Source organism: Niallia circulans (assembly GCF_003726095.1).
In the GTDB taxonomy this organism is placed as follows: domain Bacteria; phylum Bacillota; class Bacilli; order Bacillales; family Cytobacillaceae; genus Niallia; species Niallia circulans_A.
Genome location: NZ_CP026031.1, coordinates 3,450,117 through 3,471,660 on the forward strand (window position 1 = coordinate 3,450,117; position 21,544 = coordinate 3,471,660).

Here is a 21,544-nt window from a genome sequence, read left to right on the forward strand (position 1 = left end):
CTCCTTATTCTTCTACTGGAGATTTAGGTCCTATTAATTCTAGCTGATAAAAAGCTAAATCTAACCATTTCTCAAATTTATAGCCGGCTTTTTTGATCGTGCCTGAATACGTAAATCCTAATTTTTCATGAATAAAAATACTTCCTTTATTCGTACTGTCAATTCCTGCAATAAGGGTTGCATATCCCTCTTCTTCCGCCCGCTCGATCAGCGCTTTTAATAAGTGTGTGCCAATTCCTTTCTTTCTTGCTTCTTTATGAACATACACCGAATGCTCAATCGAATATTTATAAGCAGGCCATGCGCGAAATGGTCCATATGTTGCAAAACCAAGCACCCTCCCAGCCTCCTCGAAAACAAAAAGAGGATATCCGCCCTCCAGTTTCTGGTTATACCATGCTTTTCTGTCTTCTAAGGAATGTGCACGATAATCATATACAGCCGTTGTATGTAAAATAGCATCATTATATATTTCCAAAACCTCTTCTAAATCTGTTTCCTTCATCTCACGGATCATCGCCATATCCCCTTTTTTCTATAATTTGAAAAATTCCATCTAATTTTATAATCTTATTAAGTAAGATACCAATTTGGGGCGAAAAATGAAAGTATTATCTACCTTATCTAATGAAAAAAGATGTCCTATTAAAGACATCCCAGACTGTAGACAAACTCCTGTATTTTGGAAATAGAAGTTTAACTAAAAAAATATTTATTAACCTCTTTGAATCAAGGGGTTACTTTCCGCTCCAAGCAACGATAAAAATGCAATTCTACTTCACCAATACCTTTTTATCGACAAACTGAGATGTCTATTAAAGACATCCCTTACTCTTTCCTGCTATTATAGCCACTATCTCCAAACGGCTGTAATTTCTCCAGCCACTTTTCTTCCAACTTAGTCAGCTCTTCCTTTTCATTGTAATAAGGATCATCTTTCCTTGGCTTTAATACTTCTACTATCTCAAAGGAAAATGCCTCTTTTCCATATTGCTTCCATTCGTCCACCAGTTTTTTATTTGCATATCCGCCATTTTCCAAGGAAAATTTCACGCCATTAATGGTTTTGAAATTTCTTGTACTAACGACACAGACTTTCCCATTCTTCTTATTAGTGATTGTATAAATACCGGCTTCAACTGGAATTTCTTTATATTGCATTTTCAACTCTTTTTTTCGATCCATTGTGATTCACCTTTCTCTTATTTTTTTAACCAGTAAAGACTTCCATCTGCTTTACGGTCAAGAAATCCGTATTCGATTAAATATCTTCTAATAAGAACATAGTCATCGTAAATTGTTTTTAAATGTTGATTCAATTGCTTCTCCGTGTAGCTTTCTTGCGCATCTAAATACTTCGCTATTTCCCGAAGCACCCCTAATTTCTGCTTTTGTTTGATTGGAAATTTACTTAATATACCATTATTGAAATATTTGGCTACTATCTTTTCCTGCTCTTCTTCCGTGATATTATATCTGTCGTCAACCATTACAGCAGTAGGATGAACAGGGACAAAGCTTGGCGCATGATGGTCCTTTTCCTTCAGCAGCTCCATTATTGCCAGAAAATTTTTCGCCTGCCTTTCTTTTTCCTTAAGAGCAAAACGATGATGCCGAATGGTTGAAGCACTGCCGATTTTCAACTCCTCTTTCACTTCTTCATCCCTTTTTCCCTGATAAAACAGCTCCAGCAATTTTGTCTGATGCTCCGTTAACCCTGTCAGCTTTTTATCTAAGCTTAGTAAATAATGAAAAACTGATTGATGGACATCCTCGATATGACGCTTCATGTACTTTTCCGCTTCATATAATCTGCCGCCTTCCGGGTAGATAACCCCTTTCTCGATCTCCTCCCCACATAAAAGACAAAGATACGAATCTGAATTCTCTATATAACCTTTTTTTAATTCATCAATCGTTGCATTTTGAAAATAAGATGAAACATTCATTTATAAACACTCCATTAATTCGTTTGTTATTTTACAAACAATTATTATTTACGTTAGTTAAATATTAAACTTTCTTTGGATAATCGTCAATAGTCTTAGGAGTTTTTTGTTGATGGATCTTTGGCGTGCTTTGAGGCTTTTGGGGTTTCTTTCTTTTTCAGCTTCTATTGGAGTTAGGTTATGCAAGCTATTTTTCTTCTCTATTCTCCTTTTTGGCTTTCATCTGCGCTATGAACGCCATCTTTCTCTTCCCTGCTCTCCTTTTTGGTTTTCATCTGCGCTATGAACACCATCTTTCTCTTCCCTGCTCTCCTTTTTGGCTTTCATCTGCGCTATGAACGCCTTTTTTCTCTTCCCTGCTCTCCTTTTTGGCTTTCATCTGCGCTATGAACGCCATCTTTCTCTTCCCTGCTCTCCTTTTTGGTTTTCATCTGCGCTATGAACACCATCTTTCTCTTCCCTGCTCTCCTTTTTGGCTTTCATCAACGTTATGAACGCCTTTTTTCTCTTCCCTGCTCTCCTTTTTGGCTTTCATCTGCGCTATGAACACCATCTTTCTCTTCCCTGCTCTCCTTTTTGGTTTTCATCTGCGCTATGAACACCTTTTTTCTCTTCAATGCTCTCCTTTTTGGTTTTCATCAACGTTATGAACACCATCTTTCTCTTCCCTGCTCTCCTTTTTGGCTTTCATCTGCGCTATGAACGCCATCTTTCTCTTCCCTGCTCTCCTTTTTGGTTTTCATCTGCGCTATGAACACCATCTTTCTCTTCCCTGCTCTCCTTTTTGGTTTTCATCTGCGCTATGAACGCCTTTTTTCTCTTCCCTGCTCTCCTTTTTGGTTTTCATCAACGTTATGAACACCATCTTTCTCTTCCCTGCTCTCCTTTTTGGTTTTCATCTGCGCTATGAACGCCTTTTTTCTCTTCCCTGCTCTCCTTTTTGGTTTTCATCTGCGCTATGAACACCATCTTTCTCTTCCCTGCTCTCCTTTTTGGCTTTCATCTGCGCTATGAACACCATCTTTCTCTTCCCTGCTCTCCTTTTTGGTTTTCATCTGCGCTATGAACACCTTTTTTCTCTTCCCTGCTCTCCTTTTTGGCTTTCATCTGCGCTATGAACGCCATCTTTCTCTTCCCTACTCTCCTTTTTGGTTTTCATCTGCGCTATGAACACCATCTTTCTCTTCCCTGCTCTCCTTTTTGGTTTTCATCTGCGCTATGAACGCCTTTTTTCTCTTCCCTGCTCTCTTTCATCTTAACTCTCCATCTATCAATCTCTGAATGGACATTCCCAAACAAGTGTACTACCATGAAAGAAACAGCTTTTATTGGAGGATATATGGATGAATATTCTTTGGGATTTTGATGGTACGTTATTTGATACGTATCCTGCTTATACAAATATTATTTATAAGGTATTAGGTGAAAAGGTGGACAAAGCCCTTATCTATAAAGAGCTAAAAGTATCTTTTTCTCATGCGATGGAATATTTCAACATATCAGACCAGCAGCGAAGTGAGATTAAGCTTATGAATAAAGGAATTGCTGCGGATGAGGTAAAACCTTTTACAGGGGTAGAAGAGATTTTGAAAGCTGCGAAAACAAATGTAATTATGACGCATAAAAGCTATAATGGTGTTGTCCATTTTCTTCGGCACTATGGGTGGGAGCTTTATTTTGCTGAAATAGTAACATTGGAGAATGGTTTTCCGCGGAAGCCTGCGGTTGATGCCTATCACTATTTGCACACGAAGTATTCTATTGACTTAGCTATTGGTGATAGAGAACTAGATTTGATTCCGGCTAGGGAATTAGGCATACAAACTTGTATATTTCAAAATCAATGTGAATTTGCTGACTTTCAACTTTCAAACTTTGCTGATTTTTTCAAAGTATACCCAATGAAGGCGTAATGATAAAGATAACAAAGAGCATTCCTTCCATCACGGAATGCTCTTTACTCTTTTTCCAACACTACTTCGATGATTTCAGGGCGATTAAAAATCCGCTGGGGAATGATGCTATTTCCTAAGCCCCTATTCACAATCATTGCTGTGTCTGTTTTTTTATACATACCAGCTGTGTATTCTGGCATGAATCCTTGATCTGGTGCGACGACTCCACCGATAAAGGGCAATCTTACTTGACCACCATGGGCATGACCTGTTAAAACTAAATCTATTTTTTCATAGAGAGAAAAAAGCTCTGGCCGATGGGAAAGCAATAAATTGAAATGTTCTTCATCCTTCAATCCACCTATTATTTCAACTAGCTCATCCTCTCTAGATAAAAAGGTTGGATCATCTACACCCATAATATTAATCGTTTCTCCTCCAACCTCTACAAGAGTCTGTTCATTTCTTAACACAAATACACCTGCATGCTTTAAATTCGCTTCTAGCGACGGAAATTCCCCTGACCAGTATTCATGATTACCTGTTACATAATACGTTGGCGCTAGCTTAACAAGCCTTTCCATTAAAGTCATACTTTTTTGCTTATCGTATTTTTTTGAATCCACAAGGTCTCCCGTAAAAACAATCAGGTCTGGTTTTAGCTTTTTTACTTGCTGTATTAAACGCTGTTGCTCTTTTCCAAATTGCTTGCTATGTAGGTCCGATAACTGCACTATTTTTATCGGCTTTGTTATTTTGGGAGACGAGAGAGTAAAGTTCAAGGTCGATAAATGATTATTCTGGTAGTATGAAAAAAATATACATATGCCTATTAAAATAGCAAGAAGCAACACTCTTTTTTTCACTATATTCACTCTTTCTCCCAGTTCACCTCAAATCCACCTTGTAATCCATCTCCGGTCACAATAAGCTTATAGGTTTCTGTTTTTTTTGCATCAAAGGTTAAAACTTTTTTCTCTTCATTACTTATGCCAATTCTTCGATTTTTTTCATCTATCAAATAATACCCGAAGCCACCGCCATTGCGATTGGTAAAATCAATGTGAACGGTAACCCTTTCCCCTTTTTTCGCTTTAATCGGAACCTCATCCTCCCCGTTAAAATAAGCAAAATAGGCTTCGTAGGACTGTTCGCCTCTTACTGTATTCCATTCTTTTTTCACCGTGAAGTCTGGGATTGTTAACAAAAGAAAGAGAATAGGTGTACAAGCAAATATCCACTTAAACCAACTTACTTTTGCGGCTATTTTAATCCCTATATAGAATAAAATCGCGCTAAAACCAGAAACGATAGCAAGGATAGGTAGAACATTCCACATAATCGGCAAAAAAAGACAGACTCCAACCACAATATATAATAATAATTCTAGCTTTGGAAAATAGTTAGATACCCAATCTATTACGATCGAAATAAGAATTCCAAAGCCAAAAAAGCCTATCCAAAAGTATGGATTTTCAATTTCATGTGAAAATAAATATAAATCGAAACTCGATAGAAAAATATAAGAAAAAAAGAGTGTTGCCGCAAAACCAGCTCCTGCTAGTTTTATGAAGGCATATCCCATTCCCCTTCTAAAATTCTGACTATCTACCATATTTGTTCCTCCTAAAGGATAGTTACTCATATTCTATCAAAATAAGAAAATAAATTGTTAAAATTTTGGAAAATAAGCATAAGTTAAGGAAAACTTCCATCAGTCGGTTTTGCTGAGATGGTTATCCTAGCCTTTAGGCATGCGATAAAATCAATTATTGATTTTATATGCTTTTATCATCTTATTCTTTTCCGTCTCAAATAATCACGAGTAGATATCCTTATCTATATATTTTTCAGGAAGTAACATGAAGATTGCTATCTCCTTATTTTCTATTTTGACGGTCAAGCAGCTCTCTTTAAGTTATCCTATTGGGATTCGAAAATTTATTATGCTGTGGGGGATTTAGCTTTTATAAGCTGTGAGGAGGAGGAGGGCATATTATAACCAACCATTCCGCTTCGCCTCGGCAATGGCCTCCATTCGGTTTTTTGCCCCTAATTTGCTGATTGCTTCTGAGATATAATTGCGAATCGTTCCAGAAGATAAATAAAGCATTGCCGCAAGCTCCTTTACCGATTTCCCTTCTTCAATCAGTACTAATATTTCTCTTTCGCGCTTTGACAATGGGTTTTCCTTTCCTATACTGCCAAAAATCAGTTCAGAGGCGAACTCTCTTTTGCCGTTCATGATTTTGCGAATAGCTTCTGCTAATTCCTCGCTAGGACCATCCTTTAATAAATAGCCATGAACATTGGCATTTAGCGCTCTTTCAAAATATCCTGGTCGCGCAAATGTCGTTAAAATAATCACTTTACAGGGGGATTTCTGCCGCTGTAATTCCTCTGCGACATCCAGGCCGCTTTTAATAGGCATTTCAATATCTAATAGGCAGACATCTGGATTATATTTTTTTATAAGCTCTAATGCCTGTTCGCCATTTTCTGCTTGTCCCACGACCTCCATATCCTCTTCAAAATTAAGCAAGGTTCCTAATGCTCCTCTTAGCATGCGCTGATCTTCAGAGATGATAATTCGTATCACAATATCTCCTCCTCTCTTCCTTCCTTTTGAATAATGGGGACAATGATGTGAATAGTGGTTCCCGAATCAGATGTCATACTCCATTTTCCGTCAACCAATTCCAGTCTTTCACGCATTCCCTTTAATCCATTCCCTTGCGTTTCCTCCGCCTTCACCCCTTTCCCGTTATCCTGCACGATAAGCTCTATCTCGCCTAAACGTTGTTGAATCAATACTTTACTGATGGTCGCCGCACTGTGCCTGATTATATTTGTTACTGCTTCTTTTAAGCAGAGACTAATAATATTCTGGGTTAAAAGCGGGACCTTTTCATCTTCTAGTTCGATTGTTAGTTCGCTTTCTATCTCTGCTGCCTGTAAAGCTGTCTGTATCTCTACTATTGCTTCACGAATGGTTATGGCGCGCATATCAGACACAAGCTCGCGAACTTGCTTTAATGCCGAGCGTGATATGCTTTCCATTTCCTTTGCTTCCTGTATAGCACTATCTGGTTGAGCCGGTACCATTTTTGCGACAAGCTGGCTTTTTAATGTCAGCAGGGATAAGGTATGGCCGAGCGTATCATGCAAATCTCGAGCAATTCTCATTCGTTCTTCTCTTTTGACAAGATGGCTAATTTGCTCATTCGCTATATCTAATTGTCTTTCTAAATCCATCCGTCGGTTCATCGAGCGGATTCCAAAAGGAGAAATCAGCATAATGATAAAGAACGGCACTAAGAAAAAGAGAGACTGAGGATTGACACCCTTCCAACTAAAAATAATTGGAATAACCAAAGAAATGGCGAAAAGGCTGTAAAAGTAATAGAAGTACTTTTTGCCTGAGTAATATCCGATAAAGTTAGCAGGAAAATACCCCATAAATAATAGATTAGGATCATAGAAGATACTAAAAAACATGACTATCAAGATTTGCACAACCAGCCAATAATTAAATATACTCTCTTCCATATGACAGTATAATTGTCGATACGCCAGGAGGAAAACAAGTACAAGCAGGATACCAATCAATTGCTTTATCCCCTTCTCCTGCATTACCTGAATAATCGGAAGTAATACGTATACTAAAAAGATATAAGGAAAAAAACCATATCTTTTCGGAAAAAGCTCGAATCTCTTTTTGGTATCCATTTTGCGCCTTACACCGCCTCTTGTTTTTTTCCAATATAAATTGATAATACCATAAATAGGAGAAGATACCCGATAATCATCAGATAATTTAGAAAGGATGGATATTGATCTCTAATAATCTCCCACGCTCCATTAGCGAAATGATAGGAAGGAACCCATTTCGCCACTTGCTGCATAAAGGTTGGAAACACATCAATCGGCATCCACATTCCTCCTGTTATTGCCATAGACATATATAATAGATTACTAATTCCTGAAGCCGTTTCTACTTTTTTGATATTACCGATAATCGTTCCAAGCGCTAGAAACGGGAGGGACCCGAAGAGAATCCAGATTCCGCAAAACATCCACTGGGAAAAAGAAAGATGTACCCCATTAATAAGGACTCCAGCTGTAAATATTACCAAGATAGAAAATAAATGAATAACTGTTTGTGCCACCATCTTAGCCCCAAAGTAAGCAAATTGGGAAAGAGGCGTAATATGCAGGAAAATGGTCCACCCTTCTGCTTTTTCCTGCACAATTTTGATTCCTAATGTCATAATACTAGACCCCATAATACTAAATGTTGTCATCGACATTAAATAATGTACATTCCATAACGCCTCATCATCTCGTGGTGCCGTGAAAATATTGGTAAATAAAAAATAAAAAAGGACGGGAATAAGTAAGGACCAAAAGATATAATATTTATTCCGCAGTGTTCGGACGATTTCCGCTTTACTTTGCATCCAAAAAGATTTCATTCTCATTAACCCCCTTCGTATCTTCCATTAACTGCGAGAAAACTTCTTCTAACTGACCAAGCTTTACTTCAATATGCTGAATATCCAACTGTCTTTCGAAAAGTTCTTGTAAAAGCTGATCCGAATTTGTAGCAATCAGCGTTACTTTCTCCTTCTCTTTCTGTACATCCACAACATATGGCAATTCTCGGTAGAAATTTAGACTATAAAGAGTTTTCTCCTGAAACATTACCCTTGGTTTTGTAAGTTTTTCCTTCAATTGCTCTGGCGTACCGTCGCCTACTACCTCCCCCTTATTAATCATAATAATTCTTTCCGCTACTTCGTCTGCCTCTTGTAAGTAATGGGTTGTAAAAAGGATTGTCTTTCCTTGCCTATTCAATTCTTTGATTTTTTGCCAAAACTGTTCTCTTGACGTTACGTCCATGCCCACGGTTGGTTCATCTAAAAACAACAAATCAGGATTTCCTGCCAGTGCCAACGCAAAATTCAAGCGTCGTTTCTGCCCGCCAGAAAGCTTTTCCGTCCGTTGATTCCACACTTCTTCTTGAAGCCCCGTTAGTTCCAACAGAGTTGATAACGCTAGCGGACTTTGATAATAGCTTTGAACTAATTGGATTAGCTCCTTTACCTTCAAGCTGTCCATCACACTAACTTCCTGCAGCATCCCACCTACCTTTTCTAATACTTCCTTTTGTCTAGGATTCTTGTGAAAAAGAGAGATAGTTCCTCGGGTAGGCTTAATTAAGCCAAGCATCATCCGCATCGCTGTCGTTTTCCCTGCGCCATTCGCTCCTAAGATTGCCACCATTTCTCCCCGTTTTATTGAAAAGGATATATCTTGAACTGCTTTCTTCCCCTGAAACTCTTTCGTTACATGCCTTAACTCTACAATTGTTTCCAACTACTCCACCTCCAAGCTATTATCCTTAGTATAGCGAGCAAATAAGGGGCGGTTTAGTCGCAGATGTCAGGAATTTAAGATGACAAATGTCATTTTTTTATAAAAAAATGCTCTGGTTACTAACCAGAACACGGTTTGTTTCCTTCTTCTCTTGTCATTACGAAAAACTCTACATCATTTGCATTCATAAAAGCAGAAACTTTACGAAAGCCAAATTTTTCATATAAGGCATTGGCTCGTTTATTAAAGGCTGCAACTGTTAAGCGCAACGGCTGCTTCGTTTCTATGGAATCGATAATAAATTGCATAAAGCCCATGCCCCGTCCCTGTCCTGTTAAGTCAGGACGCATACCGAGGCCGATATCGAGGTATCCTTCTGGATATGCTTGAAACAGATATCCAATTGGAACCTGAGCAACAAAGCCTGTGCAATAGAATCCGACTAGATTCCCTTCCTGTTCAATCGCATAATAAGGGTTTTCTGCAAATTCTTGTAACGATTCCTCTGTTACCTCCCCATTATATAAATCATAGGGGGCAGGATAGGTCCAGCTAAGGATTTCCCTGGCCACCTCTTCTGTCATCTTTTGGATAGTGTAATTCATCCGCTATTTTCTCCTGTCCTTTTATTTCGCGTAAATCCTAAATATCTTGTTCCTTGAAATTGCAGTTCCCCGCTGTCCCCTTCAGCCAGCATGCCGTATTCTTCGTCTTTCAGTTGAAATTCGGTGCGATCTCCATTCGGAAATTCAAATGTGGCAAAGTAATGATTATATGCATGAGTATTTCCTCCGCCGTGAATACTTGTTCGCTTGCCTATTACCTTCGCAGCAGAAGTAAGACGTGGCTGCTGATTGTTCTTGCCCCACTGAAAGATTCCCTTTAAAACATTAAATAAAATAATAGCAAATACAAGAAAAATAAAGAGGCGTACAACTGTAAACATAATATCCCCACCAAGCAGGAATTCTTCCATAGGCCTATCTCCTTTTATGATAAGATTATTTTCTTTTCTCTCAATATAGTACTTATTACGCCGCTATATGGGAAAAGGTTTCAAAAGGTAGTCATCGTTTTCCTAAAAGGTTATGTTTTTTCACAAAAAAATCTAGTGCTCTCCGCACTAGATTCTGTTAATATACTCGTATTTGTGAATTACTGATGTGGTGCACCTGGAGGATAGAAGCTCGGCGGCATCTTAATCCATCCATGCTCCCTCATTCTTGTTTTCAGCTCCATCCCAAAAATGCTTTTCTCCGTATGGAAACGAATCCACATTAACCCCACATCACTGCGCACACTTTGCGTGATATTAGTGGAACACATAACAATATTGCTTGTCACTTTTGCCGCCAGCAAATTGGCTATCTCCATATCAGTAGATTTCGCTCCTAATGGAACGGCATTCGGATCAGACTTAGGCTTTGACTCAGCAGAATTCGAGAGAGGAACACCTTCCTTAATCATAAACTCCTCTAAAGTTCTGCGCTGCTCTGTTGCTAATTCCTTTGCTTCATGAACCAATTTAATTAAAACATTATCTGTCGTTGTATTAAGTGCCATCTCAAGGACCGGAATTTCATCCGCAATTGCAGCATGATATGTCCAGCAGCCCATCGCCTCTCCAATATGAAGCAAAGGTTTTGGTTCTGAATCAAATCTTGTCCTAATATAGTCAAGAAGCGCTTCCATCTTATGTGCCATTACTACACCTCTTAGTGTTTTTTACCTATAATGTTTACAACTAGATGGCAGTTTATTCAAAATAAATGGAAAGGCAAGCAAAAAGTGAAAAGAATCTCCTTTTTTGACAAATGAGCGAGCAGTTAAGTTCACACTAAAACTTATTGATGCTTTTGTTTGCGGGTCTATCTAGTTTTCTTGCGACTTTCTCCACTTTGCTTGCGACTTCCGCTCTTTTACTTGCGACTCTCCACTCAACGCAGCACGCCGATCCGCTTTCTTACTTCTTCTAAAAATGGCAATGTTCGCGCTCTAGCTTTTTCTGCTCCTTTTTGGAGAATAAGATCTATTTTTTCCGGATTTGCCATTAACTCCTGATATTTCTTTCTTGGTTCTTCTAAGAATCGATTCATCACAGCAAATAATTCTTTTTTCACTTCGCCCCATCCGATTCCGCTTTCGTACTTTTTACGCATCTGCGCTATTTCTTCGACACTGGCAAATTCCTTATATAGTGTAAATAGAATAGACGATTCTGTATCCTTTGGAGCTTCTGGCGGAAGCGAGTCAGTTTTGATTTTATTAATGAGCTTTTGTAGCTTTGCCGGTTCTTCAAAAAGCGGAATTGTGTTATGGTAGCTTTTGCTCATTTTTCGACCGTCTAAACCAGGCAAAATGCTTGTTTCTTCATCTACAATATATTCTGGAAGTACAAATGTCTCTCCATATTGGTGATTAAAGCTATCCGCAATATCGCGAGCAATTTCCACATGCTGAATTTGATCTTTTCCGACTGGTACCATATTTGCTTGAAAAGCAAGAATATCAGCTGCCATCAAGATTGGGTACGTAAATAATCCCATATTTACCCCGTCATCTACCTCTTTCCCTGCTTGTTTATTGCTATCAACTATCCCTTTATAGGCGTGAGCTCGGTTTAGCAATCCCTTTGGGGAAAAGCAAGATAATATCCAACTCAATTCAAAAATTTCCGGCACATTCGATTGACGATAGAAGATTGTTTTTTCAGGATCCAATCCAAGCGCTAACCATGTCGCTGCTACTCCATATGTTAATGTTCGAAATTCTTCCTGATCGTGAATTTTTGTTAAACCATGGTAATCCGCAATAAAATAAGCTGCTTGATAATCGTTATTTTCTGCTAGCTTCAAAGCGGGTTTAATCGCTCCTATATAGTTTCCTAAATGAATCTGCCCTGTTGGCTTAATACCTGTTAAGACAATTTGCTCCATTTGATAATCCTCCCTTTTCTTAAGCGAAACCTCCGTCAGCGGGACGATAAGCATCGGATAAAACACAAAAAGGGCTACTCATCCTAAAAAAGGACGAGTAACCCGTGGTGCCACCTTCATTCGTTTATATCCGATAAACGCACTTATCCGTACAGAAACATAGCCGTTTCTTATACTTTGTCTTTTTTAACGGTAAGACGTTCCGCGCAGCCTACTATTGGTTCAGCCTTGAAGCTCCGAAGCCCATTCAGCAATCAATCCGTACTGATTCGCACCAACCATCAGCTCTCTTAAACCTTTCAACTGCCTACTCTTCTTCCTCATCGCTCAATAATATTACATATATAGTAAAATATACATTTCAAAAGGTCAAGAGATCCAAAACGAAAAAATTTTTAAACATAAAATCAACATAACCTCTTGTATTTGCAAATTTTATCTGTTAGTATCTTTATCAAGTTAGCGCTAACTTTAAATTTTACTAATTATATCTTTTAATATATATGCTTTGATTGGAATCAGTAGTGCCTATTTCCCTGTTCTTAGAGAGTCAATGGCCGGTGCAAATTGACACAAAAATAGACGCGAATTACCTCCAAGAGCATTCTTTGTGAAAGAATTTTATTCGATTAGCAAAGAACGGATGAGCCGTTACCCATAATGAGTGGAAGAATAGGAATAATTATATTCTTCAATTAGGGTGGTACCACGTGCTTACAAGCAACCACGTCCCTTTTTTTAGGGGCGTGTTTTTTTGTTTATTAATCATTTAATTTAACGAAAGGAGAAAAAAGATGAGTCCATTTATTGAACAGTTAACGAGCGACCAAGAAAAAGAAATGAAGAGGCAGCTAGATGTCTATCGCCAAGGCGTGCAAGACATCATTCCAACAGAAGAACTCGCAGAAAAAATTGCAAAATCCCTTGTGACCAATACGCCATTAAAAGTAAAGCTTGGTCTTGACCCATCTGCGCCAGATGTTCACCTTGGCCATACTGTTGTACTGAATAAATTACGCCAATTCCAGGAAAATGGGCATACTATTCAATTGATTATCGGCGATTTCACTGGGAAAATCGGTGATCCAACTGGAAAATCTTCTGCTAGAAAACAACTGACAGATGAAGAAGTAAAGGAGAATGCGAAAACTTATTTTGAGCAATTCGGAAAAGTCTTAGACATGGAGAAGGTTGAGCTTCATTACAACTCTAAATGGCTCTCTTCCCTTTCTTTCGAAGATGTTATAGGACTTGCTGGAAAAATAACCGTTGCCCGCTTACTAGAACGAGATGATTTTGAAGAGCGATTAGCATATGGAAAATCGATTTCCTTGCATGAATTTTTTTACCCATTAATGCAAGGGTATGATTCTGTTATGTTAGAGGCAGATATTGAGCTTGGTGGGACAGATCAGCATTTTAACATTCTCATGGGCCGCCACTACCAAGAGAAGTTTGGAAAAGAAAAGCAGATTGCTATATTAATGCCGCTATTAGAAGGATTAGACGGGGTAGAAAAAATGTCTAAGTCAAAGCATAACTACATTGGCATTGATGAGAATCCCAATGAAATGTACGGCAAAGCAATGTCCATCCCTGATCCATTAATGAGCAAATACTATGAGCTTATTACAGATCTGGAGCCTGCTGAAATCACGCAAATAAAAAAAGAATTGCATACAGGAACTCTTCACCCTCGGGATGCTAAAATGCTGCTAGCCAAAACAATCGTCCGTATGTACCATGGCAAAGAAGCATCCGAAAAAGCAGAACAGCAATTTATTGCAGTTTTTCAAAAAGGCTCCTTACCAGAGGATATTCCAACCGCTAAGTGGACTGGAAAAAATCCTGAATCGCTTGTTCGGCTATTAGTAGACTTACATCTATTAACCTCGAAAAGTGAAGCAAGACGGATGATACAAAACGGTGGTGTACGCATCAATGGAGAGAAAGTCGAAGAAATGGACCTTGAAGTTTCAATCAATAAGGACTTGATTATTCAAGTAGGAAAAAGAAAGTTTGTAAAACTGCTTAGCGAATAAGAAAAAATGGGCTAGCTGCTAGCCCATTTTTCTATTCTCTCTTTAGGAGCTTACTGCTTCGCCTCCATTTACGTGCAGAACTTGCCCTGTTACAAATCGGGAATCATCGGAAGCTAAGTATACAAAGGTTGGTGCTAGTTCAAATGGTTGGGCCGCTCTTTGCATTGGATTCTCTGAACCAAAGATAGCCACTTGATCAGAGGAGAAGCTCGCCGGAATTAATGGTGTCCAAATTCGTCCTGGCGCTACTGCATTTACTCGAATGCCATCTTTGATAACACTTCTGGCAAGAGCGCGAGTGAAGCCGACATTTGCTGCTTTTGTGGCAACATAGTCAATTAACAGAGGTTCCCCAGCATATGCAACAACAGAAGCAGTGTTAATAATGCTGCTGCCCGGCTTTAAATGTGGAAGCGCTGCTCTTGTCGTATAAAAATGAGAATAAATATTAACCTTAAATGTATTATCAAATTGTTCATCCGTAATATCTGTTAATCTCGCCTGTTGAAATTGAATGCCGACATGGTTACAAAGAATATCCAATTTTCCAAATGCCTTAACTGTTTTCTCTACAATATCTATACACTGTTTTTTCTTGCGCAAGTCTCCTGGTAATAACAGACATTGCTGCCCTAACTCCTCAATTCTTTTTTTCGTACGATTCGCATCCTCATGCTCATCTAAATAGGCAATCGCTACATCTGCCCCTTCCTTTGCAAAGGCAATGGCAACGGCTGCACCAATTCCACTATCTCCTCCTGTTATTAAAGCCACTTTCCCTTTCAGCTTTCCACTTCCTATGTAGTGGTCATTTTCAATAATTGGCCTTGGAACCATATAACTTTCAAGTCCCGGCTGACGAAGCTGTCTATTTTCAGGAAAATTAATCGGTATTTCCTCATACTTTGTGATTCTTCCGTAGTTCGGATAAAGCGGATATGGGTCTGTCTGTTTATTGTCAGCAAAAAGTTCTTGAACTTCCTTTAATCCCAAAAGCTTCTCTGATTGATGATTTCTTGTTTCTACTAATTCATAATATGCTTTTGGCACTTGGTACATCGGATCTCTCGGATCATTTACATAAATAGACATACTGATCCCTCCTCATAGTCGTAACATATCGTATGTGGCATTTATTATTTGGTGCCTAATTATCTTTTTGGGACTAACTCTCTTTTGTCGGAAATGAATACATTAAAAGAAGAAATGAAGGAGGGGTATAGATGAGATATGAATTTAACCCAAAGGTAAAACTATTACTACAAAAGCATTCTAATGAAACTGTGTATATGACCTATATCAACCATAAATGGACAATGCCCAAAATAACGTTAAGACCGCCATATTTTAAAAGGCCAGTTTATGAATTACATTTTCCAAAAATATGAGAAAATTAGAGGAATGGAATCTTTTCCATTCCTCTTAGCTTGTCGACAAAAAGATATTGGAGAAGTAAAAATGCATTTTCATGCGTTGCTTGGAGTGGAGGGGGTGAGACTCCTGTGGGATTAGCGAGACAGTCTGAGACCCTGCAGGCTGTAAGCCGAAGCGGCTCAGCGCGAGCCCCACGGAAAGCGAACCCCCGGAGCGGAAAGTAACGTCTAAATTCAAAGAGATTAATAAATATACTTTACTCAAACTTCTATTTCCAAAATACAGGAGTTTGTCTACAGTCTGAGAGGAATGGAATCTTTTCCATTCCTCTTTTATAGGCTAATTCCCTGATTCACTCACCTTCCGCTTCAAAGCAGCATGAGCTTGTCCCCAAAAGATAAGTAAGATACCAATAATCTGCAGAAAATCAGGACGATATGCTGTTAAAACTATATCCATAAAGATTGCAACTGCTGGATCGATAAATACCAGGATTGCAATTGTCCCTGAAGACAGCTTTGGCAAACTGCTAAAAAACAAATAATACACATACCCCGTATGGACGATCCCTGTTAATAAAATATAAAACCAATTCTCTCCCGTTAACTGGCTAAAATAATCCCATTGGACAAATGGCAATAGCATGAGAACCCCTACACCTGTTTGGATAATGGTTGTTAAAATAGGATTTAATTTTGAAATTTTCTTGCCCATCAAAGTGGTTAATGCATAAAACAAGGCTGCTCCAAATGCCCACGGCAATCCAGCTGACATAAGACTTTCTAAAGACAGATAATCTTGCATTCCCCCAACTAATAATGTTCCAATAAAGCATGTAATAACCGTCAACATTACTTTTAAAGTGATCTTTTCCCGATAAAGAAAACTTCCCAGTAACACAACTAGAACCGGTGCCAAATGATAGATCGAAACGGCAACCGTTACGGACATATGCTCAAAGGAACGAAAGAAAAAGACCCAATTGACAACGAGAAACACACCACACAGGACACTAAAGCCAATCTCCTTTTTCTCCACCGTTTCTTTTTTCTTATTTGAAAATAAATACACCAAACTTAATACGACACATGCACAAATGCACCGAATAAATACAAGTTCGATTGATGGCAAATTTGTTTTGGCAGAGAAATAGCCAACCGAACCAAATATAGCCATCGATAATGCAAATTTCATTGCTGCACTCATAATACTCCCCCAAATTCTTCCCAGTTGCTCATTTTACTCTTAATGATATAGAAAAATTGGTCTTTTTGGAATATGTTGGGATGATTTTTTCAGTTTATTTCGTAAATTCTTGAAAAAAATCCTTATTCATTAGAAAAAGAAGGGGTGTGGTCATCATCCGCAGACTGAATACACTTCACTTTCCATAGGGCGAGCGCCGAGCCGCTTCGGCGTATACGCTCCTGCAGGGTCTCGGACTTTCTCGCAGCTCCCATAGGAGTCTCCGTGTATTCAGTCAACTCCATTTTCCCTAGTAATTTTAGTTTACTAAAAAAAATAGAACTAAATAAACACTAAAAACGGAGTGTAATGGAGCGGAGGACACTCAAATCCTATGGGAAGCAAAGCAATCTTTAGACCCTACAGGAGGCTTAGGTTGTTCCCCGGCGCATAGAGTGTCAGTAGCGTAATAGAACGAGTTGATTTTACTTCTTAATTAGAGATTGTTTGTCTTTATCTATTATATATTTTATCCTAGCCTCCATTCAGAAAACAAAAAACCCTTTCTGAGAAAGGGTTAAATTCTTTTTGCACCATAGTATTTTGTTTTCCAATAAGAGTTAGATAGCTTGTCCACTTTTACTCCTTTGGAGGAGGAACTATGGATAAACTGATTACTTCCTATGTATATGCCAACATGGGAGGCACCTTTTTTATATGTTTTAAAGAAGATTAAATCTCCTTTTTTCAAGTTTGATTTCTTTACTTTTTTTCCTTTTTTATACATGCTCGCGGTTGTTCGCGGCAGTGATTTGCCGACCTTTTTGTAGCTATAACCGACAAAGCCGGAGCAGTCAAATCCTTTTGGAGATGTTCCTCCATATTTATATGGTGTTCCAATGTATTTTTTTGCAACAGTAACAACTGATTTCTTTGAAGCAGCGCTTGCTTCATGGGCATTAAATATGCCGGAAAATAACAAACCAAATGACAGGAGTGACATAACAAGAACTTTTTTCATGTAGTGACCTCATTTTAAAATATTGTTCCCAAGGCTTCCTTCTATCAACAAAATCTATCTTCTCATATTATTCAGATAATTAGGTTACAGCTAGATAGAAATTCGATTACAAATCTATTACACTATTATTCAAGAATAACTTTCCTACGGTTCCAATATCTTCTTATTAGCTAATTTCTCTAAAGAAAGGAACGAACATGATATACTAATAGAAAAAAGAAGGAGCGTATAAACAGTGGATTTTATTGCTATCGATTTTGAAATTGCGAATGCTGATATGGCAAGTGCCTGTTCCATCGGATTAGCTTATGTAGAAAATAACGCGATAATAAAAGAACAATATTTTTTAATAAAGCCGCCAAGTCTATCATTTGATCCAAAGTTTATAGCGGTTCATGGAATAACAGAAAAGGATGTTGAGAATGCGAAGAGTTTTCCAGAAGTGTGGGAACTAATAAAAGAAGATATTTCTTCCCATACTATTATCGCTCATAATGCCCAGTTTGATATGAGTGTTCTGTATTCCTGTCTAGAAAAATATCAATTGGCTAAACCTGATTTTTCCTATATTTGCAGTATTCCTATTAGCAATCGGGCAACAAGAGGAGCAAAAATTGGGCAATCATTGAAGGACCGGACCTCTTATTTTGGCATTTCTATGCAAGAACATCACCATGCAGGTTCCGATGCGCGAGCATGTGCAGAGCTAGTAATCGCTTGTATCCAATCGAGAAAGAAGAATTCGTTAAGCCATTACTGTGCGTCCTATCCAACTCTTCCTATAAAACAATTTTCAGAATTAAAACCACAAAGAACTTTTGGAAGAGCAACTAATTTTTCCAACAAAAAACCATTCAAGAAGTTTTCTTCCGTTTCCATATCAGACATAACACCAACAACGGATTCCTTTGATGTGGATCACCCGCTATATGAAAAAAATCTTGTATTTACTGGTGATCTGCGTACACTAGAACGGAAAGATGCGATGCAGCAAGTAGTTAATGTTGGAGGTATTATTAAAAGTGGTGTCAGCAGTAAAACAGATTATTTGGTGGTCGGTGACCAAGACCAAAAGCTTGTTGGATCTGAAGGCATTAGTTCTAAAGAGAAAAAAGCGTATGATTTACAGGCAAAAGGAAAGCCCATAGAAATTATTAACGAACAGGAATTTTTAGCACTATTAAAAAGAGAACGAGTCAATCATTAATTGAATAGAAAAGACTGTTTCTTCCCCACTAAGAAGCAGTCTTTTTATTATCCTTTTTTCCCTTTCTTCCATCGGAAAGGCATAAGCAAAACAAAAAATAAAAAAAAGGCGACTGCCTCAAGAACCAGTATGTAATATGGATATGGACCTAAATAATCGAGTAAAGAACCATTTTCCGGTTTATATGCTAAAAACATATAATTACCGCCTGTATAAACATTAACAATCCATGCAAGCACTGCGCTGCTATTGAGAAAAACAAAGGACAAAACCATCCCTTTTTTAGTCGGTTTATATTGGTGGACAAGCACAAAATAAAGACAAGTCCATATAATAAGAATATGCGTAACAAAAAAGTGAAAATAGCGGAAATGGGGATAACCTATAAATAACTCAGGTGTGACAATAGCCATTAAGGCGCCAATCATGCCGAAAAAATAGACAACTTGAAAAACAAACTCCCATTTTGTAATCAGAAGCAGCAAACAAAGCACTAAGCTAATGGAACACAGATGGAACGGCAGCATAAAAGAAGCATCCCATAAACCATCCTTATACATCCAATAATGATACATCACCTCAAAACCAAGTAATAATACAAAGAAAACAGACTGAAAAATACCCCTGATCATTTGGATGCAATTCCGAAAAATAACAAGGAAAATTCCCCCTATTATAAGAATACCTATCATGATTAGATGGGAAACAGAAAATAATTCAAAGGGAAAATCATCATAAAGATGCCCGTACCATCCCTTCATTACCACCATTCTCCTTTCTGATATTTTCCGAAAAAAACTTTTTCCAAATTATTTTTAAAAACTATGTATAAAAGTTTAATAGTTTGGGAATATTATAGACAAATACTACTGAAAAGAAAAAATCATTTTTAAAGGAGAGGATTATGATGAAACTACAAACAAATACTGCAATGACTGATTTTATTGACAAAGATAAATTCGAATTAGAATCCTACCTTGAATATTTATTTAACCTTGCTTCGGAAAAATAATCTGAAGGATACGATGATTTTTCTTTATTAAAAAATCATCGTATCCTCCAGACTCCTTTTAGGTGACATGGTTGGATATCACTATCCTTCTAGCAAAAAAGGAAAATTATCCAACAAGTCATTCTCCTACATTTTTGTAAATTTAATAGAAAAAGTACTTATTTTTTCCAATTTAATTTGGTAAAATAATAAAGCAATCTATAAAATATAGGAGTTTTAAATGTTAATGGTACTTTCTCGAATGAATATAGAAAATGTTTGTGAACTTATGGACACAATCGATTCTTTAAAAATACAATTACTTAAATATGGGATTGAAAAAGGATTAAATGATCCCAATACCATTCAAATAAGTGAACTGCTGGATACATATATTGTCATGTATCAGAAAAAAATGGCTCAAAAATAGACAAGTATACAAAATTCTCCTGAATCCTCTTCTACAATTATTCCTGCCGAATAAGATTAATCATATCTTTCATCGCCGCTGCCGCTGCGCCCCTTGGATGTGACGCACCGCCAACACAGCAAATTGCTCCCATTTCTTCCGTTTCAAACAAGATTCCTTTATTTGTTCCCTTTACATGGATTAGCGGATTTTCAGGAGGAATCATTTCGGGTTTTACTTGTAAGATAAACTTATCTCGTTGCTTTTTCGCTGTTGCAATTAACTTCCACTCACAGCTATTTATTTTGGCACGCTGTATATCTGCTTTCGTAATCTTGTCGATGCCATCGATATCCACATCTTCTAAAGTTAGATTCGTATGAAGTAATCCATTTGCTAATAGCAATATTTTGCATGCACTATCCAACCCCTTAATATCTAAATCAGGATTTTTTTCCGCAATTCCATTTTCCTGTGCTAACTGTAATGCTTTTTCAAAAGTCAGGTTTCCCTCTGACATACTTGTCAGGATGAAATTGGATGTCCCGTTCAAAATCCCTTTTATCGATTGAATGGTACTGCCTGCCAAACTAAATTCACCGATATCTAATGTAGGCAACGCTGCTGCCGTAGCACCACTATACTTAATATGACACCCTTTTCCTTTGGCAATTGCCAGTAATTCTGGCAAGGAATGAACAAGTGCCCCTTTACTGATAGATACGATATCCATTTTTGCCTCGAGCGCTTTTTTTATGTAAGAAAGTGCTGGTTCGCCTGTTTCTAAATTCGTAGGGGTACACTCTACGAGAATATCTCCTTGGATTACTGGAGATTCAAGCACTAAATCTTTCATACTAGCATATTGCGAAATTCCGATCGATCCTGTGGGGAGCTGATTTAAAATAGTTAGATCCAGGCCTTGTGGTTCATAGATCATCCCTACAGATCCAACCACGCCAGTTACTATCAATTCTGTCTGATACTGTTTTATATACACTTCTTTTTTCCGATATAATAATTCGATAAATTCCTTCCCGACTGTGCCATATCCCGTAATGATTATTTTTTTTTGTTTCATTGTTTCAGATATTCCTTTCTTTGCTATTCTTGCTATAGACTTCTTTTTTTTCGTTTGTATTTCCTTTATTTTGGA

23 protein-coding genes and 2 other annotated features are annotated in these 21,544 nt (G+C 37.8%); of the genes, 5 read left to right on the forward strand and 18 right to left on the reverse strand.

What is annotated here, in order from left to right; all coding sequences use genetic code 11:
* Positions 1–4 precede the first annotated feature (4 nt).
* From C2I06_RS16510 to C2I06_RS16520, 3 genes are all read right to left on the reverse strand, one after another.
* Positions 5–517: a GNAT family N-acetyltransferase gene (locus C2I06_RS16510; protein ID WP_123258474.1), complete on the reverse strand. Its 513-nt coding sequence runs from the start codon at positions 515–517 to the stop codon at positions 5–7.
* 311 nt (positions 518–828) lie between these two features.
* Positions 829–1,185, reverse strand: coding sequence for a GIY-YIG nuclease family protein (locus C2I06_RS16515; RefSeq protein ID WP_123258475.1), 357 nt, complete (start codon positions 1,183–1,185; stop codon positions 829–831).
* 17 nt (positions 1,186–1,202) lie between these two features.
* Positions 1,203–1,949 carry a DUF2087 domain-containing protein gene (locus C2I06_RS16520; protein WP_095329632.1) on the reverse strand — a complete coding sequence of 249 codons (747 nt, stop codon included), beginning with the start codon at positions 1,947–1,949 and terminating at the stop codon, positions 1,203–1,205.
* A 1,343-nt stretch (positions 1,950–3,292) separates the two neighbouring features.
* Here C2I06_RS16520 and C2I06_RS16525 point away from each other — a divergent pair.
* Positions 3,293–3,862 (forward strand): HAD hydrolase-like protein, encoded by a 570-nt coding sequence (locus C2I06_RS16525; RefSeq protein WP_095329629.1) that lies wholly within the window; start codon positions 3,293–3,295, stop codon positions 3,860–3,862.
* A gap of 44 nt (positions 3,863–3,906) precedes the next feature.
* Here the strand turns inward: C2I06_RS16525 and C2I06_RS16530 are convergent, their stop codons facing one another.
* From C2I06_RS16530 to C2I06_RS16575, 10 genes are all read right to left on the reverse strand, one after another.
* Positions 3,907–4,710 (reverse strand): metallophosphoesterase, encoded by an 804-nt coding sequence (locus C2I06_RS16530; protein WP_123259179.1) that lies wholly within the window; start codon positions 4,708–4,710, stop codon positions 3,907–3,909.
* A gap of 5 nt (positions 4,711–4,715) precedes the next feature.
* Entirely contained in the window at positions 4,716–5,459 is a 744-nt protein-coding gene (locus C2I06_RS16535) for a hypothetical protein (RefSeq protein WP_095329628.1), read from the reverse strand.
* 381 nt (positions 5,460–5,840) lie between these two features.
* Entirely contained in the window at positions 5,841–6,443 is a 603-nt protein-coding gene (locus C2I06_RS16540) for a response regulator transcription factor (RefSeq protein WP_095329627.1), read from the reverse strand.
* Positions 6,440–7,573, reverse strand: a complete 1,134-nt coding sequence (locus C2I06_RS16545; RefSeq protein WP_123258476.1) for a sensor histidine kinase — start codon at positions 7,571–7,573, stop codon at positions 6,440–6,442. Before C2I06_RS16545 ends, C2I06_RS16540 begins: the two co-directional genes overlap by 4 nt.
* An 8-nt stretch (positions 7,574–7,581) precedes the next feature.
* Positions 7,582–8,319 (reverse strand): ABC transporter permease, encoded by a 738-nt coding sequence (locus tag C2I06_RS16550; RefSeq protein ID WP_123258477.1) that lies wholly within the window; start codon positions 8,317–8,319, stop codon positions 7,582–7,584.
* A complete protein-coding gene (locus C2I06_RS16555; protein ID WP_123258478.1) occupies positions 8,294–9,223 on the reverse strand; it encodes an ABC transporter ATP-binding protein in 930 nt (309 codons plus the stop codon). The genes C2I06_RS16550 and C2I06_RS16555 overlap by 26 nt, the downstream gene beginning before the upstream one ends.
* A 119-nt stretch (positions 9,224–9,342) precedes the next feature.
* Positions 9,343–9,828 carry a GNAT family N-acetyltransferase gene (locus C2I06_RS16560; protein ID WP_095329623.1) on the reverse strand — a complete coding sequence of 162 codons (486 nt, stop codon included), beginning with the start codon at positions 9,826–9,828 and terminating at the stop codon, positions 9,343–9,345.
* Positions 9,825–10,199, reverse strand: a complete 375-nt coding sequence (locus tag C2I06_RS16565; RefSeq protein ID WP_095329622.1) for a DUF2500 domain-containing protein — start codon at positions 10,197–10,199, stop codon at positions 9,825–9,827. The genes C2I06_RS16560 and C2I06_RS16565 overlap by 4 nt, the downstream gene beginning before the upstream one ends.
* Positions 10,200–10,378: 179 nt before the next feature.
* The gene (locus C2I06_RS16570; protein WP_095329621.1) at positions 10,379–10,927 is read right to left on the reverse strand and encodes a DUF3231 family protein; all 549 of its coding nucleotides are present in this window, start codon (positions 10,925–10,927) and stop codon (positions 10,379–10,381) included.
* Between the two features lie 233 nt (positions 10,928–11,160).
* Positions 11,161–12,159, reverse strand: a complete 999-nt coding sequence (locus C2I06_RS16575) for a tryptophan--tRNA ligase (RefSeq protein ID WP_095329620.1) — start codon at positions 12,157–12,159, stop codon at positions 11,161–11,163.
* A gap of 86 nt (positions 12,160–12,245) precedes the next feature.
* Positions 12,246–12,492: a binding site (T-box leader), on the reverse strand.
* A gap of 166 nt (positions 12,493–12,658) precedes the next feature.
* Positions 12,659–12,896 (forward strand) — a binding site (T-box leader).
* A 57-nt stretch (positions 12,897–12,953) separates the two neighbouring features.
* Here C2I06_RS16575 and tyrS point away from each other — a divergent pair.
* Positions 12,954–14,201 (forward strand): tyrosine--tRNA ligase, encoded by a 1,248-nt coding sequence (gene tyrS / locus C2I06_RS16580; protein ID WP_123258479.1) that lies wholly within the window; start codon positions 12,954–12,956, stop codon positions 14,199–14,201.
* A 42-nt stretch (positions 14,202–14,243) separates the two neighbouring features.
* On the opposite strand, the gene C2I06_RS16585 is transcribed toward tyrS, so the two are convergent.
* Positions 14,244–15,293 (reverse strand): SDR family oxidoreductase, encoded by a 1,050-nt coding sequence (locus C2I06_RS16585; protein WP_371473119.1) that lies wholly within the window; start codon positions 15,291–15,293, stop codon positions 14,244–14,246.
* Between the two features lie 131 nt (positions 15,294–15,424).
* Here C2I06_RS16585 and C2I06_RS25125 point away from each other — a divergent pair, with 131 nt between their 5' ends.
* On the forward strand, positions 15,425–15,589 hold the full coding sequence (locus tag C2I06_RS25125) for a hypothetical protein (RefSeq protein WP_164463730.1): 165 nt from the start codon (positions 15,425–15,427) through the stop codon (positions 15,587–15,589).
* Positions 15,590–15,914: 325 nt separating this feature from the next.
* Here the strand turns inward: C2I06_RS25125 and C2I06_RS16590 are convergent, their stop codons facing one another.
* Positions 15,915–16,781 (reverse strand): DMT family transporter, encoded by an 867-nt coding sequence (locus C2I06_RS16590; RefSeq protein ID WP_095329617.1) that lies wholly within the window; start codon positions 16,779–16,781, stop codon positions 15,915–15,917.
* A 556-nt stretch (positions 16,782–17,337) separates the two neighbouring features.
* Entirely contained in the window at positions 17,338–17,781 is a 444-nt protein-coding gene (locus tag C2I06_RS16595; RefSeq protein WP_095329616.1) for a C40 family peptidase, read from the reverse strand.
* Positions 17,782–18,016: 235 nt separating this feature from the next.
* On the opposite strand from C2I06_RS16595, the gene C2I06_RS16600 reads away from it, so the two are divergent.
* On the forward strand, positions 18,017–18,988 hold the full coding sequence (locus tag C2I06_RS16600; RefSeq protein ID WP_095329615.1) for an exonuclease domain-containing protein: 972 nt from the start codon (positions 18,017–18,019) through the stop codon (positions 18,986–18,988).
* 47 nt (positions 18,989–19,035) lie between these two features.
* On the opposite strand, the gene C2I06_RS16605 is transcribed toward C2I06_RS16600, so the two are convergent.
* Positions 19,036–19,749, reverse strand: coding sequence for a YwaF family protein (locus tag C2I06_RS16605; RefSeq protein WP_095329614.1), 714 nt, complete (start codon positions 19,747–19,749; stop codon positions 19,036–19,038).
* Positions 19,750–20,220: 471 nt separating this feature from the next.
* Between C2I06_RS16605 and C2I06_RS16610 the strand changes: the two genes are divergently transcribed.
* Positions 20,221–20,409, forward strand: coding sequence for an aspartyl-phosphate phosphatase Spo0E family protein (locus C2I06_RS16610; RefSeq protein ID WP_095329613.1), 189 nt, complete (start codon positions 20,221–20,223; stop codon positions 20,407–20,409).
* Positions 20,410–20,446: 37 nt separating this feature from the next.
* Here C2I06_RS16610 and C2I06_RS16615 read toward each other — a convergent pair whose 3' ends face one another.
* On the reverse strand, positions 20,447–21,496 hold the full coding sequence (locus tag C2I06_RS16615; protein ID WP_275068616.1) for a homoserine dehydrogenase: 1,050 nt from the start codon (positions 21,494–21,496) through the stop codon (positions 20,447–20,449).
* Positions 21,497–21,544 lie beyond the last annotated feature (48 nt).

What these genes read in the sequence shown, in the direction of transcription:
- tyrS (WP_123258479.1), top strand. Translation starts at nt 12,954, where the DNA reads ATGAGTCCATTTATTGAACAGTTAACGAGCGACCAAGAAAAAGAAATG.
- C2I06_RS16520 (WP_095329632.1), bottom strand. Translation starts at nt 1,949, where the DNA reads ATGAATGTTTCATCTTATTTTCAAAATGCAACGATTGATGAATTAAAA.
- C2I06_RS16545 (WP_123258476.1), bottom strand. Translation starts at nt 7,573, where the DNA reads ATGGATACCAAAAAGAGATTCGAGCTTTTTCCGAAAAGATATGGTTTT.
- C2I06_RS25125 (WP_164463730.1), top strand. Translation starts at nt 15,425, where the DNA reads ATGAGATATGAATTTAACCCAAAGGTAAAACTATTACTACAAAAGCAT.
- C2I06_RS16565 (WP_095329622.1), bottom strand. Translation starts at nt 10,199, where the DNA reads ATGGAAGAATTCCTGCTTGGTGGGGATATTATGTTTACAGTTGTACGC.
- C2I06_RS16515 (WP_123258475.1), bottom strand. Translation starts at nt 1,185, where the DNA reads ATGGATCGAAAAAAAGAGTTGAAAATGCAATATAAAGAAATTCCAGTT.
- C2I06_RS16595 (WP_095329616.1), bottom strand. Translation starts at nt 17,781, where the DNA reads ATGAAAAAAGTTCTTGTTATGTCACTCCTGTCATTTGGTTTGTTATTT.
- C2I06_RS16510 (WP_123258474.1), bottom strand. Translation starts at nt 517, where the DNA reads ATGATCCGTGAGATGAAGGAAACAGATTTAGAAGAGGTTTTGGAAATA.
- C2I06_RS16575 (WP_095329620.1), bottom strand. Translation starts at nt 12,159, where the DNA reads ATGGAGCAAATTGTCTTAACAGGTATTAAGCCAACAGGGCAGATTCAT.
- C2I06_RS16590 (WP_095329617.1), bottom strand. Translation starts at nt 16,781, where the DNA reads ATGAGTGCAGCAATGAAATTTGCATTATCGATGGCTATATTTGGTTCG.
- C2I06_RS16560 (WP_095329623.1), bottom strand. Translation starts at nt 9,828, where the DNA reads ATGAATTACACTATCCAAAAGATGACAGAAGAGGTGGCCAGGGAAATC.
- C2I06_RS16570 (WP_095329621.1), bottom strand. Translation starts at nt 10,927, where the DNA reads ATGGCACATAAGATGGAAGCGCTTCTTGACTATATTAGGACAAGATTT.
- C2I06_RS16550 (WP_123258477.1), bottom strand. Translation starts at nt 8,319, where the DNA reads ATGAAATCTTTTTGGATGCAAAGTAAAGCGGAAATCGTCCGAACACTG.
- C2I06_RS16605 (WP_095329614.1), bottom strand. Translation starts at nt 19,749, where the DNA reads ATGAAGGGATGGTACGGGCATCTTTATGATGATTTTCCCTTTGAATTA.
- C2I06_RS16525 (WP_095329629.1), top strand. Translation starts at nt 3,293, where the DNA reads ATGAATATTCTTTGGGATTTTGATGGTACGTTATTTGATACGTATCCT.
- C2I06_RS16610 (WP_095329613.1), top strand. Translation starts at nt 20,221, where the DNA reads ATGTTAATGGTACTTTCTCGAATGAATATAGAAAATGTTTGTGAACTT.
- C2I06_RS16585 (WP_371473119.1), bottom strand. Translation starts at nt 15,293, where the DNA reads ATGTCTATTTATGTAAATGATCCGAGAGATCCGATGTACCAAGTGCCA.
- C2I06_RS16535 (WP_095329628.1), bottom strand. Translation starts at nt 5,459, where the DNA reads ATGGTAGATAGTCAGAATTTTAGAAGGGGAATGGGATATGCCTTCATA.